Source organism: Methylobacterium nodulans ORS 2060, assembly GCF_000022085.1.
Taxonomy (GTDB): Bacteria; Pseudomonadota; Alphaproteobacteria; order Rhizobiales; family Beijerinckiaceae; genus Methylobacterium; species Methylobacterium nodulans.
In genome coordinates, this window is the sequence record NC_011894.1 from 273,412 (window position 1) to 295,806 (window position 22,395).

21 protein-coding genes are annotated in these 22,395 nt (G+C 69.8%); 12 read left to right on the forward strand and 9 right to left on the reverse strand.

Annotated features, from left to right (window positions below; all coding sequences use genetic code 11):
- Positions 1 to 98 precede the first annotated feature (98 nt).
- Complete coding sequence (locus tag MNOD_RS01200) at positions 99 to 1,265, reverse strand: M20 aminoacylase family protein (protein WP_015927002.1); 1,167 nt, start codon at positions 1,263 to 1,265, stop codon at positions 99 to 101.
- Positions 1,266 to 1,628: 363 nt separating this feature from the next.
- On the opposite strand from MNOD_RS01200, the gene MNOD_RS01205 reads away from it, so the two are divergent.
- On the forward strand, positions 1,629 to 2,507 hold the full coding sequence (locus MNOD_RS01205; protein WP_015927003.1) for an aldose 1-epimerase family protein: 879 nt from the start codon (positions 1,629 to 1,631) through the stop codon (positions 2,505 to 2,507).
- A gap of 138 nt (positions 2,508 to 2,645) precedes the next feature.
- Complete coding sequence (locus tag MNOD_RS01210; RefSeq protein ID WP_015927004.1) at positions 2,646 to 3,614, forward strand: tyrosine recombinase XerC; 969 nt, start codon at positions 2,646 to 2,648, stop codon at positions 3,612 to 3,614.
- A 319-nt stretch (positions 3,615 to 3,933) separates the two neighbouring features.
- Here MNOD_RS01210 and MNOD_RS01215 read toward each other — a convergent pair whose 3' ends face one another.
- Entirely contained in the window at positions 3,934 to 4,761 is an 828-nt protein-coding gene (locus MNOD_RS01215; protein WP_015927005.1) for an MmyB family transcriptional regulator, read from the reverse strand.
- A gap of 81 nt (positions 4,762 to 4,842) precedes the next feature.
- Here MNOD_RS01215 and MNOD_RS01220 point away from each other — a divergent pair, with 81 nt between their 5' ends.
- A complete protein-coding gene (locus MNOD_RS01220; protein ID WP_015927006.1) occupies positions 4,843 to 5,625 on the forward strand; it encodes a class I SAM-dependent methyltransferase in 783 nt (260 codons plus the stop codon).
- 160 nt (positions 5,626 to 5,785) lie between these two features.
- Here the strand turns inward: MNOD_RS01220 and ribA are convergent, their stop codons facing one another.
- Positions 5,786 to 6,898, reverse strand: coding sequence for a GTP cyclohydrolase II RibA (ribA, locus tag MNOD_RS01225; RefSeq protein WP_015927007.1), 1,113 nt, complete (start codon positions 6,896 to 6,898; stop codon positions 5,786 to 5,788).
- A 192-nt stretch (positions 6,899 to 7,090) separates the two neighbouring features.
- Between ribA and MNOD_RS01230 the strand changes: the two genes are divergently transcribed.
- Together MNOD_RS01230 and MNOD_RS01235 are read left to right on the forward strand one after the other, a co-directional pair.
- Positions 7,091 to 7,717, forward strand: coding sequence for a RibD family protein (locus MNOD_RS01230; RefSeq protein WP_244424639.1), 627 nt, complete (start codon positions 7,091 to 7,093; stop codon positions 7,715 to 7,717).
- A gap of 19 nt (positions 7,718 to 7,736) precedes the next feature.
- Positions 7,737 to 8,279: a cytochrome b gene (locus tag MNOD_RS01235; protein WP_015927009.1), complete on the forward strand. Its 543-nt coding sequence runs from the start codon at positions 7,737 to 7,739 to the stop codon at positions 8,277 to 8,279.
- Positions 8,280 to 8,743: 464 nt separating this feature from the next.
- Here MNOD_RS01235 and MNOD_RS01240 read toward each other — a convergent pair whose 3' ends face one another.
- The 5 genes from MNOD_RS01240 to MNOD_RS01260 are packed head-to-tail and all read right to left on the reverse strand — an operon-like array spanning position 8,744 to position 14,725.
- Positions 8,744 to 8,986, reverse strand: coding sequence for a formate dehydrogenase subunit delta (locus MNOD_RS01240; RefSeq protein ID WP_015927010.1), 243 nt, complete (start codon positions 8,984 to 8,986; stop codon positions 8,744 to 8,746).
- Positions 8,983 to 9,840, reverse strand: a complete 858-nt coding sequence (gene fdhD, locus MNOD_RS01245; RefSeq protein ID WP_043747809.1) for a formate dehydrogenase accessory sulfurtransferase FdhD — start codon at positions 9,838 to 9,840, stop codon at positions 8,983 to 8,985. Before fdhD ends, MNOD_RS01240 begins: the two co-directional genes overlap by 4 nt.
- Positions 9,827 to 12,685 (reverse strand): formate dehydrogenase subunit alpha, encoded by a 2,859-nt coding sequence (gene fdhF / locus MNOD_RS01250; RefSeq protein WP_015927012.1) that lies wholly within the window; start codon positions 12,683 to 12,685, stop codon positions 9,827 to 9,829. The genes fdhD and fdhF overlap by 14 nt, the downstream gene beginning before the upstream one ends.
- Positions 12,686 to 12,695: 10 nt before the next feature.
- Positions 12,696 to 14,255 (reverse strand): formate dehydrogenase beta subunit, encoded by a 1,560-nt coding sequence (locus MNOD_RS01255; RefSeq protein ID WP_015927013.1) that lies wholly within the window; start codon positions 14,253 to 14,255, stop codon positions 12,696 to 12,698.
- Complete coding sequence (locus tag MNOD_RS01260) at positions 14,252 to 14,725, reverse strand: formate dehydrogenase subunit gamma (RefSeq protein ID WP_015927014.1); 474 nt, start codon at positions 14,723 to 14,725, stop codon at positions 14,252 to 14,254. Before MNOD_RS01260 ends, MNOD_RS01255 begins: the two co-directional genes overlap by 4 nt.
- A gap of 289 nt (positions 14,726 to 15,014) precedes the next feature.
- Between MNOD_RS01260 and MNOD_RS01265 the strand changes: the two genes are divergently transcribed.
- Positions 15,015 to 15,413, forward strand: a complete 399-nt coding sequence (locus MNOD_RS01265; RefSeq protein WP_015927015.1) for a GFA family protein — start codon at positions 15,015 to 15,017, stop codon at positions 15,411 to 15,413.
- Positions 15,414 to 15,547: 134 nt separating this feature from the next.
- Here the strand turns inward: MNOD_RS01265 and MNOD_RS01270 are convergent, their stop codons facing one another.
- Positions 15,548 to 16,456 carry a LysR family transcriptional regulator gene (locus tag MNOD_RS01270; protein WP_015927016.1) on the reverse strand — a complete coding sequence of 303 codons (909 nt, stop codon included), beginning with the start codon at positions 16,454 to 16,456 and terminating at the stop codon, positions 15,548 to 15,550.
- Positions 16,457 to 16,798: 342 nt separating this feature from the next.
- Between MNOD_RS01270 and coxB the strand changes: the two genes are divergently transcribed.
- The 6 genes from coxB (at position 16,799) to MNOD_RS01300 (ending at position 22,253) form a co-directional block, all read left to right on the forward strand.
- Positions 16,799 to 17,665, forward strand: coding sequence for a cytochrome c oxidase subunit II (coxB, locus tag MNOD_RS01275; RefSeq protein WP_015927017.1), 867 nt, complete (start codon positions 16,799 to 16,801; stop codon positions 17,663 to 17,665).
- 70 nt (positions 17,666 to 17,735) lie between these two features.
- A complete protein-coding gene (ctaD, locus tag MNOD_RS01280; RefSeq protein ID WP_015927018.1) occupies positions 17,736 to 19,364 on the forward strand; it encodes a cytochrome c oxidase subunit I in 1,629 nt (542 codons plus the stop codon).
- Between the two features lie 131 nt (positions 19,365 to 19,495).
- The gene (locus MNOD_RS01285) at positions 19,496 to 20,449 is read left to right on the forward strand and encodes a heme o synthase (RefSeq protein WP_015927019.1); all 954 of its coding nucleotides are present in this window, start codon (positions 19,496 to 19,498) and stop codon (positions 20,447 to 20,449) included.
- A complete protein-coding gene (locus tag MNOD_RS47870) occupies positions 20,446 to 20,598 on the forward strand; it encodes a hypothetical protein (RefSeq protein ID WP_015927020.1) in 153 nt (50 codons plus the stop codon). Before MNOD_RS01285 ends, MNOD_RS47870 begins: the two co-directional genes overlap by 4 nt.
- Before the next feature lie 16 nt (positions 20,599 to 20,614).
- Positions 20,615 to 21,226, forward strand: a complete 612-nt coding sequence (locus MNOD_RS01295) for a cytochrome c oxidase assembly protein (RefSeq protein WP_015927021.1) — start codon at positions 20,615 to 20,617, stop codon at positions 21,224 to 21,226.
- 160 nt (positions 21,227 to 21,386) lie between these two features.
- Positions 21,387 to 22,253 carry a cytochrome c oxidase subunit 3 gene (locus MNOD_RS01300; RefSeq protein ID WP_015927022.1) on the forward strand — a complete coding sequence of 289 codons (867 nt, stop codon included), beginning with the start codon at positions 21,387 to 21,389 and terminating at the stop codon, positions 22,251 to 22,253.
- Positions 22,254 to 22,395: the final 142 nt, after the last annotated feature.

Consider the following 22,395-nt stretch of genomic DNA (forward strand, 5'->3'; position numbering starts at 1 on the left):
ACGAACGGCAGCAATCCGCCCACAGCAATCCTCCAGCCGCCAAGCTAACTGAGCTTTGACCCTAAATCGATCGAGGGGGCGGACCGGCGCCGGCCATCTCAAGCCGGCATCGCCCGCTCGATCAGCCGCGCCCACAGCGACACGCCGTAGGGGGTCGCCGCGTCGTTGAAGTCATAAGCCGGGTGATGCAGGCCGGGGCCGTCGCCCGTTCCGAGGAAGATGTAGGCCCCCGGCCGCTGCTCCAGCATGTAGGAGAAATCCTCCGCCCCCATCATCGGATCGACGGCGCGGTCGACGCCCTCCTCGCCTGCCACCTCGGCGGCGACGTCGGCCATGAAGGCCGCCTGGTCCGGATGGTTGTCCGTCACCGGATAGCCGCGGCTGTAGCTGGTCTGCGCCGTGGCGCCGAAGGCCGAAGCGATGCCGGCGGCAAGCGCGCCGATGCGCTCCTCGCAGAGCCTGCGCACCGGCTCCGTCAGGCTGCGCACCGTTCCGTTCAGCACGGCCGTCTGCGGCAGCACGTTGAAGGCCTCGCCCGCCCGCATCGTGGTCACGGAGACGACCGCCGAGGCGACCGGGTCGGCATTGCGCGCCACGATCGATTGCAGGGCGGTGATGACATGGGCGGAGATCAGCACCGTGTCGACGCATTCCTGCGGCTGGGCCGCATGGCCGCCCCTTCCCTCGATGGTGATCGTGAAGCGGTCGACGGCCGCCATGATGGGCCCCGGGCGGATCGCGAAATGCCCGAGCGGCAGGCCGGGCTTGTTGTGGAGCCCGTAGACCTCCTGGATGCCGAAGCGCTCCATCAGGCCGTCCTTCACCATGGCGTCGCCGCCCCCGCCGCCCTCCTCGGCCGGCTGGAAGATCACGACCGCCGTGCCGTCGAAGTTTCGGGTCTCGGCGAGGTACTTGGCGGCGCCGAGCAGCATCGCCGTGTGGCCGTCATGCCCGCAGGCGTGCATCTTGCCCGGTATGGCCGAGCGGTAGGGAACCTCCGTCGCCTCCTCAATCGGCAGCGCGTCCATGTCGGCCCGCAGGCCGATGGTGCGGCCGGATCCGCCTCTCCGGCCGCGGATCACGCCGACGACGCCGGTCCGGCCCAGTCCCGTCACGACCTCGTCGCAGCCGAAGGCGCGCAGGCGCTCGGCGACGAGGCCGGCGGTGCGGTCGACCGCGAAGAGCAATTCGGGATGCTGATGGAAGTCGCGCCGCCAGGCCGTGATTTCGTCCGTGAGAGCGGCGACGCGGTTGATGACGGGCATGAGACGCTCGGGGTCTTGATGGGTGGTGCGACGAGAAGTCAAGGTCACCAGCAAGCCGCAGGCCAGGACGGAGGTCAACTCGGGGAGGGTGGCGCACCGTGCATGGGCGGCGCTGTGCCCATGCATCGCCACGGCCCCGCTGATGGCCGCCACCTTGCTCGAGCGCGGCGCGCACGGGCGCGGGCGCGGGCGCGGGCGCGGGCGCGAGGCTGGACCTCGCCCGCGCCCCCGGTCTAGCTGTAGGCTTGGCCGTGCCGTTGGCCCGGCGGCCCCGTCGCCAATGATCGCTGCCGGGCCGAGGTGCCGCCGCTCCGGGACGGCTGACGCCGGAGATCGCGGCACCCGCCGCCTGAGGATGAATCCATGAGCGAAACGATCGAGATCCGCAGCGGGAGCACGCGCGCGGCCATCGCGCTGCACGGAGCCGAGCCGGTCTCCTGGCAGGTGGAGGGCAACGAGTATCTCTGGAGCGGCGATCCGGCGCACTGGAACCGGCATGCCCCCTGGCTCTTCCCGGTGGTCGGCGCCTCGGCGGGCGGCGAGGTCTTTGTGGCGGGCCGCCGCCATCCGATGCCGCAGCACGGCTTTGCGCGCGACAGCCGCTTCACGGTGGTGGAGCAGGCGCCCGACCGGGTGCGGCTGCGGCTCACCGAGACGCCCGAGACGCTGACCCGCTTCCCCTTCCGGTTCCGGCTCGACATCGCGGCGCGGGTGGAGGCGGGGCGCCTCGCCTTCGCCTGCGAGGTCGCGAATACCGATACGGCGCCCCTCCCCTACGCGCTCGGCTTTCACCCGGCCTTCCCCTGGCCCTTCGCGGGCGGGGAGCGGCGGGCGGGCGGTGGCTACGCGGTGCGCTTCGCGCAGGCGGAGCGGCCCGCCGCGCCGGAAGTCGGGCCGGGTGGCCTGCTCCTGCGCACGGAACGGTCCGTGCCTCTCGACGGCGACACGCTGCCGCTCGACCCGGCCCTGTTCACCGAGGCGCTCGTCTTCCTGAATGCGCAGAGCCGCTCCTTACGCTTCACCGCGCCCTCCGGCGCCGCGATCCGCCTGGAGGCGGAGGATTTTCCGCACCTTGCGGTGTGGACGAAGCCGACCGCGCCCTTCCTGTCGCTCGAATGCTGGACGGGGCACGCGGACTGGGCCGAGTTCTCCGGCGATCTGGCCGAACGCGATTCGCAGCGGCTGCTCGCGCCGGGAACGAGCGCCCGGCACGGTGTGGTGCTGGCCTTCGAGGCGGCCTGACCCGTCAACCGGGCGGAAACCGGCATCGGATTGGATTGGTCGCCATGCTTCCTTCCGCTTAGGCGGGATCCCCTCTCCCGCACGGGAGGGGGTTCCCGTCGCAACCCTGGAAGGCTGCCTCTCGCGACGGAGCCGCCCGTGCTGCAGACCACGCCTCCCGATCTCCTCCTCGGCGCGCCCGACCTGCGCGAGGCGGCGGCGGCCTGGCTCGCCGTCCTGAAGACCGAGCGGCGCTTCTCCGAGAACACCGTCGAGGCCTATGGGCGCGACCTGCGCCAGTTCCTCGCCCACCTCGCCCGCTCCGGCGCCGCCCCGGACATCCCGGCCCTCGTCGCCCTCAAGCCGCGGGACCTACGCGCCTTCATGGCGGCGCGCCGCGCGGAAGGCGTCAGCGGACGCAGCCTGATGCGGGCGCTCGCGGCCCTGCGCTCCTTCGCCCGGCATCTCGACCGCGAGGGCCACGGCACGGTCTCGGCCCTCTCCGCCGTGCGCTCCCCCAAGGTGGAGCGGCGCCTGCCCCGGCCGCTTCCCGTCGCGGCAGCGGTGGCGATGGCGAGCCCCGACATCCGCGCGGGCGAGGACCGGCCGGACTGGGTCCTTGCCCGGGACGCCGCCGTGTTGGCACTGCTCTACGGCGCCGGCCTGCGCATCGGCGAGGCGCTCGGCATCCGGCGCAAGGATGCGCCGGTCGGGGACATCGACACGCTCACCATCCTCGGAAAGGGGCAGAAGACCCGGATGGTCCCGGTAATCGCACCGGTCCAGGCTGCGGTGGCCGACTACCTCGCGGTCTGCCCCCACCCGCTCCCGCCCGACGGCCCGCTCTTCGTCGGGCAGAAGGGCGGTCCCCTGTCGCCGCGCATCGTCCAGCTCGCGGTAGCCTCGCTGCGCGGCGCCCTCGGCCTGCCCGACAGCGCAACGCCCCACGCGCTGCGCCACTCCTTCGCCACGCATCTGCTGGCGCGCCAGGGAGACCTGCGGGCGATCCAGGACCTGCTCGGGCACGCCTCGCTCGCCACCACGCAGGTCTACACGAAGGTGGATTCTGCCCGGCTGCTCAGCGCCTTCGACGCGGCGCATCCGCGGGCCGGGCGCCCTGGCGGATGAAGGAGGCGCATGAGCACCCCCGCCTCTGGCACCCTCAACCGCCCTCATGCTGAGGTGCGGGCGATCGAAGATCGCGCAGGTTGCCTCGAAGCACCCCTGAGCGGTGCTCCCAGCCACCCGGATCTTGGACAAGCGATCAGGCGTGCGTGCTGGCTGATGCCGGCCAGAGGCTCCGTGCGATCTTTGATCGCCAGGAGCGCCTCAGCATGAGGGGCGCTGGGGTCTCCAGGACCGTCTTGCGGGATTGAGGAGGGGCAGCCGTCGAGGCGCGGCGTGACCATCAGCAAAGATGCGCCACGGCATCCGGCGCCGACGCCCTTCAGGGCTCATCGAGTGCAAGCCGGTTCTCGCCCGAGCGGGCTCCGGTGTCGTCGCGGCCCACCGGCACCAGCAGGATGAGCTTGTAGTCCGGCCGGTCCGTAGCCGCGAAGCTGTGCTGGATATAGGCTACGGGCCCGTCCTCCGGATGGAGGAAGCGGCGCAGGCCTCCGGTGCGGTCGCGGACATCCTGCTCGTCCCAGATCGCCGCGAAGCGTGGACTGGCGCGCCGCAGTTCCTCCACCAGCGCGCGGGCGCGCGGATCGGCGCGGCTGTGGCCGTAATCGGCCCGGAACTCCGCGATCACCCGCCGGGCACGCTCCTCCCAGGCCGGGATCAGGCGGCGCGCCGCGGGGTCGAGGAAGACGAAGCGCAGGAGGTTGCGCTCACCCTCCCCGTCGAGCCAGCCGCGGAACAGGCGCGCGGCGGCCGCATTCCAGCAGCAGGCATTCCAGAGACGGTCGAGGCCATAGGCCGGATGATCGAGCGCCGCCACCGCGTCCCGCAGCGAGGCGGGGGCGTCGGCGACCGGCTCGGGCCGGGCGGCTTGCGGGTCGCGCCGGCCGGCGAGCTCGAACAGGTAGGCGCGCTCGGCGCGCGTGAGAGCGAGCGCCGCGGCGAGGCGGTCGAGGGCCTGGGCCGAGACCTGGACATCCCGTCCCTGCTCGATCCAGGCGCACCAGGTCGCGCTGATGCCGGCGCGGGCGGCGAGTTCCTCGCGGCGCAGACCGGGCGTCCGCCGCCGGCCCGTGGGCAGGTCGGGCCGCAGCCGCTCGCGGTGCGAGCGCACGAAGGCCCCGAGGTCGCGTCGCTGGTCCGGCCCGAGCATGGCAGCTTTTATACCAGGATAAGCGCTCAGCTTGTACCAGGCTGAAAGGTGGGCAGGATGGCGCCGTCAAGGAGACTCACCATGGACAGATCGCACGAGACCCCGGTCTCGCACGAGACCCTCGTCACCGCGCAGTTCGGCCCGCGGGCCGCGGCCTATGTGGAAAGCGCGGTCCACGCGTCGGGGGAGGATCTCGCCGCCCTCGACGCCATCGTCGCGCGGGCCGCCCCCCGGCGTGCCCTCGATCTCGGCTGCGGCGGCGGGCACGTTGCCTATCGGCTGGCTCGGCACGCGCAGGCCGTGACGGCCAGCGACCTCTCGGCCGAGATGCTGGCCGCGGTGGCCGCGACCGCGCAGGCCAGGGGCCTCACCGCCATCGAGACCGTGGAGGCCGCGGCCGAGCGCCTGCCCTTCGCGGATGCGAGCTTCGATTTCATCGCCAGCCGCTTCTCCGCCCATCACTGGCGCGACGTCGAGGGCGGCCTGCGCGAGGCGCGTCGCGTCGCCCAGACAGGGGCTCCGGCCGTCTTCATCGACGGCTGCTCGCCGGGATCCCCCCTCCTCGACACCCATCTGCAGGCCGTGGAACTGCTGCGCGACCCCTCGCACGTCCGCGACTACTCGGCCTCGGAGTGGACCGGAGCGCTCGCCCGGTGCGGCTTCGTCATCGAGGCCTGCCTCACCTGGCGCGTGAGGATGGAGTTCTCCTCCTGGATCGCCCGCATGCAGACGCCCGAGACGCATGTGCGGGCGATCCGGGCACTTCAGACCCTGGCCTCCGAGCCGGTGCGGGCGCATTTCGCCATCGAGCCGGACGGGTCCTTCCTGCTCGACGTGCTGATGGTCGAGGCGCGCGCCGCCTGATCCCGGCGTTGGGGACGATGACTTGGCGCGGGATCCTCTCTCCCGGTCGGGAGAGAGGATCCCGCGCGTCAGGGATTGGGGTTCGGCAGGATCGTTGAGAGCGCATCAATCGATCCGACGGCTCCAGGGGGTGTCGGCCGAAAGACTCGGGACCAGAGGCTCAGCCTCCCGACACCTCCGCGCAGGAGAAGCCGCCGAGTTCGAGGACATGGCCGGCGATGTCGCGCTTGGCGGCGAGATAGCGCGCGTTCTCCGGCGTCACCCGGCCGGGCGCCCGCTGGGCGCCGACCACGGTCAGGCCCGCCTCCGCCAGGGCGGCGATCTTCTCGGGGTTGTTGCTGAGCACCCGCACGGCGCCGACGCCGAGGCAGCGCAGCATCGCGGCGGCGAAGTCGAAGCGGCGCTGGTCCAGCCCGAATCCGAGAGCCGCGTCGGCCGCGTAGGTGTCGAAGCCCTTCGCCTGCAGGTCGTAGGCCCGGATCTTGTTGGCGAGCCCGTTGCCCCGTCCCTCCTGGTCGAGATAGAGGATGATGCCTCCGCCATTCCCGGCCATCCAGCGGGCCGTCCCGCGCAGCTGATCGCCGCAATCGCACTTGAGCGAGCCGAACAGGTCGCCGGTGAGGCAGGCGGAATGGACCCGCACGGCCACGGGTTCGGCGAGGTTCGGACGCCCGACCACCACCGCCACCTGGTCGCGCAAGCCCTCGCCGCCGCGGAAGACCACGAACTCGGTCTCGGGCGCGCCGTCGAGGGGCACCGGCGCCCGGCTGACGATGCGGAGCGCAGCCGCCTGCCGCGTGCGGAAGAGCTCGACCGCGGCGGGGTCGACCGTGAGGGCGTCCTCCGGAACGCCCGAGACCGGCGCGACCACCATGGCCGGGATCACCTGCGCCAGCCGCGCGAGTTCGAGAGCGACCGCATCCACCCGCCTGGCACAGGCGACCGGCGCGTCGATGCGCCCGTCGACCTTGAGGGCGAGCGCGGTGATCCGCGCCGGATCGACGACCGGCAGGGCCACTGCGCCGGCCTCGAACCGGTTGGCGAGCCCGATGCGGCGCAGGCGGGGCGCCGGCAACACGAGGCGCACCGCCGTGCCGAGGCGCTCCCAATCGGCCGCAAGGCGCGCATCGACGCTTTCGGCCGATACGGCCAGGGCCGGCTCCTCGCCCAGGATCGCGACGGCCCGCCCGGCGCGCATCTCGGCGATGGCGCGTTCGACCTGCACCTGTTCGCGGCGCAACCGCTCGTCTACGTTCGTGACCGTCAGAGACATGAGCAACTCGTGGACGTGCCGCCCGGGACCGAACCGCGTCGGGAGATCGTGATGAAGGCCGGGGTGGATTACGCGACAGAGGGATGGACACCCGCGCAGCCCTGGCCAGGGCACAGCGCGGACGTTGCGACAGATGGGAACTCCGCCACGCTTTTCGCGCCCCTGGCGGACGGTTCCTGCGATCAACCTTTCGTGATTGCCCAGCTTGGTCAATCCCTGGACGGGCGAATCGCCACCCTGTCGGGTGATTCGAAATACATCAACCGCGGGGCCGCGCTCGATCATCTCCACCGGCTGCGCGCGCATGTCGATGCCATCGTCGTCGGCATCGGCACGGTGCTCGCCGACGATCCCCGGCTCACGGTGCGCCGGGTGGCCGGACGCAGCCCGGCCCGAATCGTCATCGACCCGGCCGGGCGGATCCCGGCGCAGGCCCAATGCCTGCGGGAGGACGGCGTGCGGCGGATCGTCGTCTGCCGGCCGGACACCCGGATTCCCGCTTGCGCCGAGGCTCTGCGGATCGAGGCGCCGGAGGCTTTTCCGCCGCAGGCCCTGGTGTCGGCGCTCGGCCGCCTCGGCTTCCGCCGGATCCTGATCGAGGGCGGGGCGCGGACGATCTCGGGCTTCATCGATGCCGGGGCGATCGACCGGCTGCACCTGATGGTGGCCCCGCTCCTGCTCGGCTCGGGCCGCCACGGCCTCGACCTGCGCCCCATCGCGGCCTTGCACGAGGCGATGCGCCCGCTCACCCGCTGCTACCCGCTCTGCGACGGCGACGTCCTGTTCGATTGCGACCTGCGCCGCTGCGCCGAGCCGTGAGGAGGATGAGGAGGAGCCGATGACGCCGACCCGCTACTCGTCCGTCCAGAAATTCCTGCACTGGACCATCGCCCTCCTGATCTTCGGCCTCGTTCCGGTGGCGATCACGATGACGAATATCGGCGAGGGCGAGTTGCAGAACCGGCTGTTCGAGCTGCACAAGTCGACTGGGCTGACGGTGCTGGCGCTCGCGCTCGCCCGCATCCTGGTGCGGGCGGCCCGGGGCGCGCCGGCCCTCGTCGCGGGCCTGCCCGCATGGCAGCGGAAGGCGGCGCGTGCCTCGCACTACGCCCTCTACGGGCTGATCGTGCTGGTGCCGGTGCTCGGCTGGGCGGGGACCTCGGCCTGCTGCGCGCCCGTGAAATGGTTCGGGCTGTTTTCGCTGACCCTGCCGATCTCGGGCGGCATGCCGGTCGGCGAGGCCATCCTGAAGGTTCACATGGCGGTGGCGTCCCTGCTGGTGCTTCTGGTGTTCATTCATATCGGCGCCGCATTGCACCACCACGTCATCCGCCGCGACGCCACGCTGCGGCGCATGCTGCCGGGGCGCAGCGAGGTGTGAGGCGGTTTTCGGTTGATCTGTTCGGAGACGAGTCCGCGCGGGGAACCCCTCTCCCGAGTGGGAGAGGGGTAGGGGTGAGGGTGGAGACGGTGCAGCAAGGATTCTGAACCGTGCCGCTGTCAGCGCGACGCTCAGTGCATTGTTCTGAACCCGTGCACCCTCACCCCTGCCCCTCTCCCACTCGGGAGAGGGGTTCCCCGCGCATACCCGTCTCGGAAGGAAACAACTGAAAACCGTAACCGTATGAGACAGTTTCGAGGCCCGATGGCATACCCACCGGCCCTCATGCTGAGGTCTCATGCTGAGGTGCAGTCGGAGGCTGCCTCGAAGCACACCTGAAACGCTGGTCCGGGGCTTCGGTGGCCGGGAACATCGGTCCGGGGTGCTTCGAGGCTGCGGCTGCGCCGCAGCACCTCAGCATGAGGATCGATGGGGTTGCCAAAACGCCTGTCGATCCGGCAGCGTCACGCAGCCTGCGGCTCTGCCCGTCCCCGCTCGGCCTCGACGGCCTTCAGCACCAGCGGATCCACGCCCTTGCCGTCATCCGTGCAATAGGCGGCGAGCGCTTCGCGCATCTTCGGGGTCCAGAAATCCCGGATGTGCGTGGCGACGCTCGCGACCGCCTCCTCCTCCGGATAGGGATGGAAGAAGGTCGCGATCTGATTGGCCATGCGGATCAGCTTGGCGGTGTGGTCGGCGGCGCTCATGGGGTTTCCTCCGGATGGTCGGGGGCGAGGAGGAGGCGCTCGGCCCCCGTGAAGACCGTGACGGTGTCGCTGCGGGCAATCGCCGCCAGGGTGAGGCCGTGCGCCTTCGCCCGCTCGACGGCAAGCGAGGTCGGCGCCGAGATCGCGACGAGCACGGAGGCGCCGAAGCTCGCCGCCTTCTCCGCCATCTCGAAGGAGCAGCGGCTGGTGATGACGAGGAAGCCCTGCGCCGGATCGGTGCCGGCGCGCAGGAGCGCGCCGATCAGCTTGTCCAGGGCGTTGTGGCGGCCGACATCCTCGCGCACGGCAAGAATCCGGCCGTCGAGATCCGCCCAGGCGGCGGCATGCACCGCACGCGTCTCGCGGTTGAGAATCTGGAGGTCGTAGAGGGCCGAAAGCGCCCGCTCGACCGCCGCCATCGTCACCCGCACCCCGGCATCGGGCCGGGTCTCGGCCTTGGGGATGTCGGCAAGGTCGTCGATGCCGCAGACGCCGCAGCCGGTGCGCCCGCTCATCGCCCGCTTGCGGGCGAGGTGCTCGCGCAACCGCCCGGGCGCGAGGTCGACGACGAGCCGCAAGCCCCCCTCCCCCGGCTCGACGGCGGCGCCGCGGATCTCGTCGGCCCCCCGCACGATGCCCTCGGTCAGGCTGAAGCCGTAGGCGAAGTCCACGAGGTCAGCGGGCGTGGTCATCATGACGGCGTAGGGCACGCTGCCGTAGATCACGTTGACGGGCATCTCGACGGCGAGCGGACGGGTGTCCGCCCGCGCCTGCGGATCGCCATAGGCGACCACCTGCGTCGGGACGCGGATCGCGGTGTCCGCCGCTGCCTCGCCGCCGCTACTCGGCGGCATCGAGCCGTTGGGCGATGCGGGTGAGGGAGACGTCTTCCTCATAGAACCGGGCCTGCCAATCGGAAGGCCGGTTGGTACGCCGGACCTGCACCGCCGTCACCTTGTATTCGGGGCAGTTGGTCGCCCAGTCCGAATAGTCGGTGGTGATGACGTTGGCGCCCGTCTTGGCGTGGTGGAAGGTGGTGTAGACGATCCCCGGCTGCATCCGCTCGGTGACGCGGGCCTTGAGCGCGATGTCGCCCGACCGGCTCTCCAGCGCGACGAGGTCCCCGTCCACGATGCCGCGGCTCTCGGCATCGAAGGGATGGATCTCCAGCACATCCTCCTCATGCCAGCGCGAATTGTGGGTGCGCCGGGTCTGCGCGCCGACATTGTACTGGGACAGGATGCGCCCGGTGGTGAGGATCAGCGGATACTTGGCCGTAGTGCGCTCGTCGGTGGGCACGTACTCGGTGATCATGAACTTGCCGAGGCCCCGCACGAAGCGGTCGACATGCATCATCGGCGTGCCCTCGGGGGCCTCCGCGTTGCACGGCCACTGGATCGAGCCGAGCTCGTCCAGCCGGGCATAGGACACGCCCGCGAAGCTCGGGGTGAGCTGCGCGATCTCGTCCATGATCTCCGACGGGTGCGTGTAGTGCATCGGGTAGCCGAGCGCGTTGGAGAGCAGCATGGTGCCCTCCCAGTCGGCGTAGCCGCCGAGCGGCGGCATCACCTTGCGCACGCGGCTGATGCGCCGCTCGGCATTGGTGAAGGTGCCGTCCTTCTCCAGGAACGAGGCGCCCGGCAGGAAGACATGGGCGTATTTCGCGGTCTCGTTCAGGAACAGGTCCTGGATGACGATGCATTCCATCGCCCTGAGGCCCGCCGTGACGTGGTGCGTGTCGGGGTCCGACTGGGCGATGTCCTCGCCCTGGATGTACAGCCCCTTGAAGCCGCCGCCCACCGCCTCGTCGAGCATGTTGGTGATGCGAAGCCCCGGCTCGGCCGAGAGCGTCGCGCCCCAGAGCGACTCGAAGGTCTCGCGGGTGGCGTCGTCCGAGACGTGTCGGTAGCCCGAGAGCTCGTGCGGGAACGAGCCCATGTCGCAGGAGCCCTGGACGTTGTTCTGGCCGCGCAGCGGGTTCACGCCGGCGCCGGGCTTGCCGATGTTGCCGGTGGCCATCGCGAGATTCGCAAGGCCCATCACCATGGTCGAGCCCTGGCTGTGCTCGGTGACGCCGAGCCCGTAATAGATCGCCGCGGCTCCGCCCGTGGCGTAGAGCCGGGCGGCGGCGCGCAGATCCGCCGGATCGACGCCGATCATCGGGCCGACCATTTCGGGCGCGTGGCGCTCATCGGCCACGAAGCGGGCCCAGACCTCGAAATCGGCGAGGTCGCAGCGCTCGCGCACATAGGCCTCGTCGACCAGCCCCTCGGTGACGATGACATGCGCCATCGCGTTCACGAAGGCGACGTTGGAGCCGGGCTTGAGCGGCAGGTGGTAGTCGGCCTTGATGTGGGGCGACTTCACGAGGTCGATCCGGCGCGGATCGGCCACGATCAGCTTGGCGCCCTGGCGCAGGCGCTTCTTCATCCGCGAGCCGAAGACCGGGTGGCCGTCCGTCGGGTTGGCGCCGACCACCAGGATCACGTCGGCCTCATCCACCGACTTGAAGTCCTGGGTGCCGGCGGAGGTGCCGAGCGTGGTCTTGAGGCCGTAGCCCGTGGGCGAGTGGCAGACGCGCGCGCAGGTATCGACGTTGTTGTTGCCGAAGGCGGCGCGCACGAGCTTCTGGACGAGGTAGGCCTCCTCGTTGGTGCAGCGCGAGGAGGTGATGCCGCCGACCGCGTCGCGGCCAAAGCTGTCCTGGATGCGCTTGAACTCGGAGGCCGCGTAGGCAATGGCCTCCTCCCACGACACCTCGCGCCAGGGATCCGTGATTTTTTTCCGGATCATCGGCTTGGTGATGCGGTCCTTGTGGGCGGCGTAGCCGTAGGCGAAGCGGCCCTTGACGCAGGAATGGCCCTCGTTGGCCTTGCCATCCTTGTAGGGGACCATCCGCACCACTCGGGTGCCCTGCATCTCGGCCTTGAAGGCGCAGCCGACGCCGCAATAGGCGCAGGTCGTCACCGCCGAGTGCTCGGGCTGGCCGTGCGCGATGATCGACTTCTCCTGGAGCGTCGCGGTCGGGCAGGCCTGCACGCAGGCGCCGCAGGAGACGCACTCGGATTCGAAGAAGTTGGTGGGACCGGCGGCCACGCGGGAGTCGAAGCCGCGGCCCGCGATGGTGAGCGCGAAGGTGCCCTGCACCTCCTCGCAGGCCCGGACGCAGCGGTTGCAGACGATGCACTTCGCCGGGTCGTAGGTGAAGTAGGGGTTCGATTCGTCCTTCGGCAGGTAGAGGTCCGAGGATTTCTTGAAGTGATCCGCCCCCTCCTCGTAGCGCACCTCGCGCAGGCCCACGGCGCCCGCCATGTCCTGCAGCTCGCAATCGCCGTTCGCCGCACAGGTCAGGCAGTCGAGCGGGTGGTCGGAGATGTAGAGCTCCATCACCCCCTTGCGCAGCTTGGCGAGCCTGTCGGTCTGGGTGTGCACCACCATGCCGTCCTCGGCCGGGGTGGTGCAGGAGGCCGGGGTGCCGCGCCGCCCCTCGATCTCGACGAGGCAGAGACGGCAGGAGCCGAAGGGTTCGAGGCTGTCGGTGGCGCAGAGCTTGGGGATCTGCGTGCCGGCCGTCATGGCGGCGGCCATCACGGAGGTGCCGGCCGGCACGGTCACGCTCTCGCCATCGATCGTCAGCGTCACCGTCTTCTCGGCGACGCGGATCGGGGTGCCGTAGTCGATTTCCTTGATCAGGGCCATGGACGCCTCCTCACTCGGCCGCCAGCGGCAGCCGGGAGCTGCGGTCGAAATCTTCCGGGAAGTGGGTGATGGCGCTCATCACCGGCACGGGCGTGAGGCCGCCCATGGCGCAGAGCGAGCCGTCGGTCATGACCTCGCAGAGGTCCTCGATCAGCCGCAGGGGCTCGGCCGGAGCCTCGCCTGCGAGGAGCCGCTCCATAGTCTCGCGCCCGCGCACCGCGCCGATCCGGCAGGGCGTGCACTTGCCGCAGGATTCGACGGCACAGAACTCGAAGGCGAAGCGGGCCTGGCGCGCCATGTCGACGGTATCGTCGAACACCACCACGCCGCCATGGCCGACCAGGCCCTTCCTGGCCGCGAAGGCCTCGTAGTCCATCGGCGTGTCGAACAGCACATCGGGGAAATAGGCGCCGAGCGGGCCGCCCACCTGCGCGGCGCGCACCGGCCGGCCCGAGAGCGAGCCGCCGCCGAAATCCTCGATCACCGCGCGCAAGGTGATGCCGAAGGCGGTCTCGATCAGGCCGCCATACTTCACGTTGCCGGCGAGCTGGATCGGCAGCGTCCCGCGCGAGCGGCCCATGCCGTAATTCGCGTAGGCCTCGCCGCCATGCTCCAGGATCCACGGCACCGCCGCGAAGGAGAGCACGTTGTTGACGAGGGTCGGACGCCCGAACAGGCCCTTCAGCGCCGGGATCGGGGGCTTCGCCCGCACGATGCCGCGCTTGCCCTCCAGGCTTTCGAGGAGCGAGGTCTCCTCGCCGCAGATATAGGCGCCCGCGCCGAGCCGGACTTCGAGGAAGAAGTCCTTGCCCGAGCCTAAGATGTTGCGGCCGAGCACGCCCGCCCGCTCACCCGCCGCGATGGCGGTTTTCAGGATCTGATAAGCGTTCGGGTATTCGGAGCGCAGATAGATGTAGCCGCGCGTGGCGCCGACCGCGACGCCCGCGATCGTCATGCCCTCGATCAGCGTGAAGGGATCGCCCTCCATCAACATGCGATCGGCGAAGGTGCCGGAATCGCCCTCGTCGGCGTTGCAGACCACGTATTTTTGGTCGGCCTCGGCCAGCATCACGGTGTTCCACTTGATGCCGGTCGGGAAGCCCGCCCCGCCGCGGCCGCGCAGGCCGGAGACCTTCACCGCATCGACCGTGTCGGCAGGGCCGATCTCCAGGGCGCGCGCGAGGCCGCGATAGCCGCCATGCGCCCGGTAATCCGCCACCGAGACCGGATCGACCACGCCGCAGCGATGGAAGGTCAGGCGCTGCTGGCGGGCGAGAAAGGGATGTTCCTCCGGCCGGCCGATGCGCAGGCGATGGGCGCCGCCCTCGGCGAGCCCGGCATCGAGCAGCGACTCGACATCGCCCGGCCGCACCGGACCGTAGGCGATGCGGCCCTCTGGCGTCGCCACCTCCACCATCGGCTCCAGCCAGACCATCCCGCGCGAGCCGGTGCGGACGATGCGGATGTCGAGGTTGCGCGAAGCCGCGCCGCGGGTCAGGGCCGTGACGACGCGCTCGGCGCCGAGGCCGACCGCGACGGCGTCGCGGGGAACGAAGATCGTGACGCTCACGCCGCAACCTCCGTCAGGGCGGCCTGCAGGCCGTCGGCATCGAGCCGGGCGACGGGCTCGCCGTCGATGAGGGCGGCCGGGCCGCAGGCGCAGAGGCCGAGGCAGAAGACCGGCTCCACCGTCACTGCGCCGTCGCGGGTGGTGCCGTGCCAGTCGACTTCGAGACGGCGCAGCACCTCGGCGTGGAGCGCATCGGCCCCGACCGCCTGGCAGGCCTCGGCCCGGCAGAGCTTCACCACGTGCCGGCCGGCGGGCTTGGCCCGGAAATCGTGATAGAAGGTGATGCAGCCATGAACCTCGGCCTTCGAGAGGTTCAGGGCATCGGCGATGAGCGGGATCGCCTCGTTGTCCACGTAGCCGAAGGTCTCCTGCAGGGCGTGCAGGATCGGCAGCGTGGCACCTTCCAGATGGGTGTGTTCGGCGATGATCCTGGCGGCGCGCGCGCCGCTCCAGGGCTCGTATCCCGGCATCGTCCCCTTCCCGAGTTCGTTGTCGTTCTAAGGTGAGGGTGTGGGAACGGCCGGGCTGAATCAATCGCGCGGTTCGGTGGCACGACAGGGAATTTTTGTTGAAACCCGCCTTTATCACCATTTTGGTCGTGCGAGAGCGCCATCCGGCCGTCGCCGCCCTGGCTCGGCAAGGACCGGTTTCGGCTTGCGGCAGAAGGCGTTGAGGAGGCCCGTCGCCGTCCCGGAACGCCCGGGACCGGGGCCGACGGATGGGCCTGCGCAAGCAGGAGGAGCCAGGAGGAGCGAGCCGATGCTGACGGGCGGATGCTATTGCGGGCGGGTGCGCTTTGCGGCCGATGCGCCGGCCTTCCACGAGACGGTCTGCCACTGCGCCTCCTGCCGCCGGGCGGTCGGAGCCGCCTCCGTGGCGTGGCTCAGCGTGAAGCGGGCATCGTTCCGGCTGACTGCGGGAGAGCCCATCCGGTTCCGGTCGAGCCCGGGCGTCACCCGCAGCTTCTGCGGCACCTGCGGCACGTCGCTCACCTACGAGGCCGAGGCCTATCCGGACGAGCTCGACCTGACGATCGCAAGCCTCGACGATCCCGACGCGGTGCCGCCGAAAGACCACACCCAGGCGGCCGAGCGCCTGCGCTGGACCTCCCTCGCCGACGGCCTGCCGGTTCATCCCCGGACCCGTCCCGGGCGGTAGTCCCGCACAGGGACGAGCTGTGGGTTGATGACACCACGCGGACCCCCTCTCCCGAGCGGGAGAGGGGGTCCCGCGCCTCAACCGCCACCGCTGAGCGCTTCCCCATCGTCGTATTCGCCGCGTCGCGAAGCCGCTCAGAGGGCCGCGAGATCGTTTTCGAGATGGGGCGCGATGGCGCGCGCCTCGGCCAGAAAGGCGGCGACCAGCGGCGTCATGGGGTCGCGATCCGGCACCACGAGGCCGATCGTGTGGCTGACATCCGGGTCGGTGATCGGCACCGCCCGGACGCGTTCGGTCAGCCTGAAGGTCTCGGCGAGCGCCGCCGGCATGATGCTCGCCCATTTCGCCGTGCGCACATGGGTGACGAGCACGATCATCGAGTTCGATTCGAGGATCGGGGCCGGCTCGGCCCCGACAGCGCGGAGCTGCCGGTCGATGATGCGCCGGTTCTGCATGTTGGGCGTGAGCAGGCAGAGCGGGATATGCGCCACCTCCGCCCAGGTCACGCTGTCGCGCCCGCCATAGATGCCGTCCGCCGCGGTGAGCAGCCGGTACTGCTCCCGGTAGAGCGGCACCATGGTGACGCGGCCGAGGGGCTCGTTCTCCAGGTAGGTCAGGCCCGCATCGAGCTCGAGATTGGCGATCTGGCGGATGATCTCGTGGGAGGTCGCCGATTGCACGCTGAAGCGCACCGCCGGGTGGCGCGCCCGGAACGGCGTCGTCAGGGCCGCCACCACGGGGGTCGCGGTCGGCACCGCCGCCATCCGCAGCGTGCCCGACAGGCCCCGACGCAGGGCCGCCACCTCCTGGCGCATGGCGCGCGCGTCGCCGACGATGCGCCGGGCCCATTCGAGCACGCGCTCGCCCTCGGGCGTGAAGCCCTGGAAGCGCGAGCCGCGCTGCACCAGCATCACGCCCAGCCGCTCCTCCAGCTGCTTCACGCCGGCCGAGAGGGTCTGCTGGGAGACGCCGCAGGCCTGGGCGGCGCGCCCGAAATGCTGTTCTCGCGCCAGCGCGAGGATGAATTCCAGTCGGTCGATCATGACGTGGCGGAGCGCGGGCGCGACGGCGCCCTCCCGCCGGAGCCTGCATGAGGCCGCACCCGCAGCACAACCGGCACGGCGGCCGGAAACACGCTGGTCAACTGGTCGCCCAGTGGAAAAACCGTACGAAGGTCTGGGGCCTGCGGCGGATCCAAGGCCCCGGATGCGACGCCAATGCCGTTGCGCTCGCCCCGGCATTGTGGTGTGAGACGCCCACTGAACGATCGTCGGCTGGTGCCGGTCCACGCGGCCGGCCGGCGCCGCGATCGGCGGCCGGCCGCCTCGCGCTGCAGGTGCCCGGTCGCCGTCAGACCGACTTAAACCGGGAGCACCGAGGGCGATATGGGGATGGCGAGGGCGCAGCATCGGCGATTCGGCCGATCGTTCGTGGGAGGCGCCGCGATCGCGGCCGCACTCCTGACCGGGACCGCGGCCTTCGCGGCGGGCACCGGCCAGCCCGAGCCGTGGCAGATGGACCTCCAGAAGCCCGTCACGGAGGTGGCCACCGAGATCTACAACTTCCACCACCTGCTCAACGTCATCATGGTGGGCATCGTCCTGCTGGTGCTGGTGCTGCTGCTGCTGGTGATCTTCCGCTTCAATGAGCGGTCGCAGCCGAACCCGTCGCGCACCACGCACAACACCATCCTGGAGGTGGCCTGGACGGTCGTCCCGGTGCTGATCCTGGTGGCGATCGCGATCCCGTCCTTCCGGGTGCTGCGCACGCAGCTCTCCGACCCGAAGGCCGACCTGATGGTCAAGGTCATCGGCCACGCCTGGTACTGGTCCTACGAGTACCCGCAGGAGGTCGGCGGCTTCAAGTTCGACGCCAACCTGCTCGAGGGCGAAGACCAGGAGAAGTCAGGCCAGCCCAAGCTGCTCGCCACCGACAACGAGATGGTCGTGCCGGTGAACAAGATCGTGAAGATCCAGGTCACCGCCGCGGACGTGATGCATTCCTGGGCGATGCCGTCCTTCGGGTTCAAGATCGACGCGATCCCGGGCCGCCTGAACCAGTTCTGGTTCAAGGCTGAGCGCGAGGGTACCTATCATGGCCAGTGCTCCGAACTCTGCGGCCAGCGCCACGCCTACATGCCCATCACCGTGCGCGTGGTGAGCGACGAGGCCTTCCAGGCCTGGACCGCCGAGGCGAAGACCAAGTTCGCCCGCATCGACACCAGCGGGGCCAAGTTCGCCTCCGCCCGCTGACCCCATCCGGCCGGGCGTCGCGCCCGGCCGTCACCCTCACGACGCGAAACCCCGCGAAGAGGTTCCTTTCATGGCAACCGCCGCATCGGCCGGGCACGCTGAGGCCCACGATCACACCCCACCGTTCTTCCAGCGCTGGTTCAATTCCACGAACCACAAGGATATCGGCACGCTCTACCTGCTCTTCGCCTTCTCGGCGGGCATCGTGGGCGCCTTCCTGTCCTTCGGCATCCGCATGGAGATGGAGCAGCCCGGGCTGCAGTACTTCTCCAACCCGCAGACCTACAACGTCTTCGTGACCGGCCACGGCCTCATCATGGTGTTCTTCATGGTGATGCCGGCGCTGATCGGCGGCTTCGGCAACTGGTTCGTGCCGCTGATGATCGGGGCGCCCGATATGGCGTTCCCGCGCATGAACAACATCTCGTTCTGGCTCACGGTGGCGGGCTTCCTCAGCCTCGTCTGCTCCCTCTTCGTCGAGGGCGCGCCGGGCGCGACCGGCCCCGGCACCGGCTGGACGGTCTATCCGCCGCTCTCCACCGACGGCCATCCCGGCCCGGCGGTCGATTTCGGCATCTTCGCCCTGCACCTCTCGGGCGCGGGCTCGATCCTGGGCGCCATCAACTTCATCACCACCATCCTGAACATGCGCGCGCCGGGCATGACCCTGCACAAGATGCCGCTGTTCGCGTGGTCGATGCTGGTGACGGCCTTCCTGCTGCTGCTGTCGCTCCCGGTGCTCGCCGGCGCGATCACCATGCTGCTCACCGACCGCAACTTCGGCACCACCTTCTTCAGCCCGTCCGGCGGCGGCGACCCGATCCTCTACCAGCACCTGTTCTGGTTCTTCGGTCACCCCGAAGTCTACATCATGATCCTGCCGGCCTTCGGCATCGTCTCGCACATCATCTCGACCTTCTCGAGAAAGCCGATCTTCGGCTATCTGGCGATGGCCTACGCGATGGTGGCGATCGGCGTGGTCGGCTTCGTGGTCTGGGCCCACCACATGTACACGGTCGGCCTGACGCTGCAGACGCAGTCCTACTTCGTCTTCGCCACGATGGTCATCGCGGTGCCCACCGGCGTGAAGATCTTCTCCTGGATCGCCACCATGTGGGGCGGCTCGATCCGCTTCACGGCCGCCATGCATTGGGCCGTCGGCTTCGTCTTCCTGTTCACGGTCGGCGGCGTCACCGGCGTGATCCTGGCCAACGCGGCCGTCGACCGCTACCTGCACGACACGTACTACGTCGTCGCACACTTCCACTACGTGCTGTCGCTCGGCGCAGTCTTCATCATCTTCGCGGGCGTCTACTACTGGTTCCCGAAGATGACCGGCCGGATGATCCCGGAATGGGCGGGCAAGCTGCACTTCTGGCTCGCCTTCATCGGCGCCAACGTGCTGTTCTTCCCGATGCACTTCCTCGGCCTCGCCGGCATGCCGCGGCGCTACGCGGATTACCCGGACGCCTTCGCGGGCTGGCACTACGTGGCGACCATGGGCGGGCACGTCTTTGCGCTCGGCATGGTGGTGTTCGTGATCGGCGTGGTGCTGGCCTTCCGCTCGAAGGAGCGCGCGGCGGACAATCCGTGGGGCGAGGGCGCCACGACCCTGGAATGGACCCTCTCCTCGCCGCCGCCCTTCCACCAGTACGAGACCCTTCCGGTGATCGTCGACGAGCCGTCGCACGCGCACTGACCGACCTTAGGCAGGGCCGCCCTCGGGCGGCCCTCGCTCTTCCCCCGAATGCTGCCCGGCAGGATTCCGGCCAGAATTCCGGCGAGGAGCGAGACACCCCCTCCCCGCCCCTCGCTTTCGTGCTGGTGGCCATGACGAGTCTGACGAACAGCCTGAACCCCGCACAGACCCTGGCGCCCGCCTCCAACGGCGACGTCGCGGATTTCTTCGCCCTGCTGAAGCCGCGGGTGATGGCGCTGGTGGTCTTCACGGCGCTTGTCGGCATGACCGTGTCGCCGAGCCACGTGAACCCGGTGATCGGGGCCGTGTCGCTGCTGATGATCGCGGTCGGGGCGGGCGCCTCGGGCTGCCTCAACATGTGGTGGGATGCGGATATCGACGCGGTGATGACCCGCACCCGCTCGCGCCCGATCCCGGCGGGCCGGATCCGCCCGGAGGAGGCGCTGACCTTCGGCCTCGTGCTCGCGGTGGGCTCGGTGCTGATGCTGGGCCTCGCGGCGAACTGGCTGGCGGCGGGGCTGCTCGCCTTCACGATCGTCTTCTACACCGTGATCTACTCGATGTGGCTCAAGCGTGCGACGGCGCAGAACATCGTGATCGGCGGCGCGGCCGGAGCGCTTCCCCCGATGATCGGCCAGGCCGTGGTGACCGGCAGCGTCGGCATCGAGGGCATCATCCTGTTCCTCATCATCTTCATCTGGACGCCGCCGCATTTCTGGGCGCTCGCCCTCGTCAAGTCCGCCGACTACGCCAAGGCCGGCATCCCGATGATGCCGAACGTGGCCGGCCCGGATTCGACCCGGCGCCAGATCGTCGGCTACACGCTCCTCCTCGCACCGCTCGGCCTCGCGCCCGTGGCGCTCGGCTTCGGCGGCCTGATCTACGGCCTCGTGGCCCTCCTCGGCGGCCTCGCCATGCTGGTGCTGAGCCTGCAGGTCCACCGCCGCCGCGAGGGCGAGAGCGCCGACAAGGCCGCCATGAGCCTGTTCGGCTTCTCGATCCTCTATCTCTTCCTCCTGTTCTCGGCGCTGCTCGCGGAGCAGGGCCTCGGCCTGATGCGGCCGATTCCCGTGTTGCTCGGATGACTGATCTCCCGACCCTGACCCCGGAGGAGGTGCGCCGTCGGCGCAAGCGCTCCATCGCGATCGCGCTGACCCTCACCGCCCTGGTCGCCATCTTTTACGTCCTGACCATCGCCAAGCTCGGGCCTCAGGTCCTCAACCGGCCGCTCTGACGCGCGAGGTGCCCCGATGACTCTCCCCCGACCTCACGCCGGCACGGCGGGCCGCAACGGCATCCGCACGACGCTCCTGGCCTGCGTCGGCGTCGTGGTCGGCATGACCGCCCTCGCCTATGCGTCGGTCCCCCTCTACGACCTGTTCTGCAAGGCGACCGGCTACGACGGCACCCCGCTCGTCGGCCGTGGCCCCTCGGCCACGGTGTCCGACGCGACCATGACGGTCCATTTCGACACCAACGTCTCCCCGAGCCTGCCCTGGCGCTTCCAGGCGGAAGCGCCGCGGGTCGAGGCCAAGCTCGGCGAGACCCAGACGGTGTTCTTCCGCGTGACCAACACGGCCAGCGTGCCGACCACCGGGGTCGCCACCTTTAACGTCCAGCCCGGGCTGATGGGCGGCTACTTCGTCAAGATCCAGTGCTTCTGCTTCAACGAGCAGACGCTGCAGCCGGGCGAGACGATCGACGTGCCCGTGGTGTTCTACGTCGATCCGGCGGTGCGGACTGACTCGAACACCCGCGACTACACGGAGATGACGCTCTCCTACACCTATTTCCCGTCGCGGAACGGCCAGCCGACGGCCGCACTTGCGACAACGGGCGCGGGCAATCCGCGGCCGAATTGACCCTAAGGCCCGGTGACAGGCTTAGGGCCGCATCTTAAAGCGTGAGCCGGCCGAGCCGCCCGGGGACGAGGGGCACCGGCACACGAGATGGCCAAGACCGGCGCGATGCCCGGCGCGGTGCGCGCCCGGTCTTAAGATCAAGGCGAGGAGATCGAACACGATGGCCGAGGCGCACGCGAAGCACCACGACTACCACCTCGTCAATCCGAGTCCCTGGCCGCTCATCGGCTCGCTCAGTGCCCTCATGACGACGTCGGGCGCCGTCTTCTGGATGAAGAGCCTCACCCTCGCGAAGCTCGCGATCGGCCCCTATCTCTTCTTCGCCGGCGTCATCGGTGTGCTCTACACCATGCTGAGCTGGTGGCGGGACGTCGTGCACGAGGCCAATACCGGCGACCACACCCGCGTGGTGCAGCTTCACCACCGCTACGGCATGATGATGTTCATCGCCTCCGAGGTGATGTTCTTCGTCGCATGGTTCTGGGCCTATTTCGACGCGGCGCTCTACGCGGCCGAGCCGATCCAGGCCTCGCGTCTGGAATTCACCGGCGGGACCTGGCCCCCGAAGGGCGTCGAGGCGTTCGATCCCTGGCACCTGCCGCTCCTCAACACCCTGATCCTGCTCACCTCCGGCACCACCATCACCTGGGCGCATCACGCCCTGCTGAACAACGACCGCAAGGGCCTCAAATACGGCCTGTGGCTCACCATCATCCTCGGCGTGCTGTTCAGCTGCGTCCAGGGCTACGAGTATGCCCACGCCCATTTCGGCTTCTCGGGCAGCATCTACTCGGCCACCTTCTTCATGGCGACCGGCTTCCACGGCGCCCACGTGATCATCGGCACGATCTTCCTGTCGGTCTGCCTCTACCGGGCCTATCTCGGCCATTTCACGCCCCGCCAGCATCTCGGCTTCGAGTTCGCCGCCTGGTACTGGCACTTCGTCGACGTGGTCTGGCTGTTCCTCTTCTCCGCGATCTATGTCTGGGGCTCGGGCTTCGGCCACGCGGCGGCGGCCGGATCGTAGCGCTTCGAAAAGGATGCGAAGAGGGCGGCGCGAGCCGCCCTTTTTTCGTGGCGGGATGCCCGCCCAACCCCCATATCGATGGTGGGCTAAGCAGGTTTCGGAACAGTGCGTTGCGGTTTTCCGTCAAAACCTGCGACACATC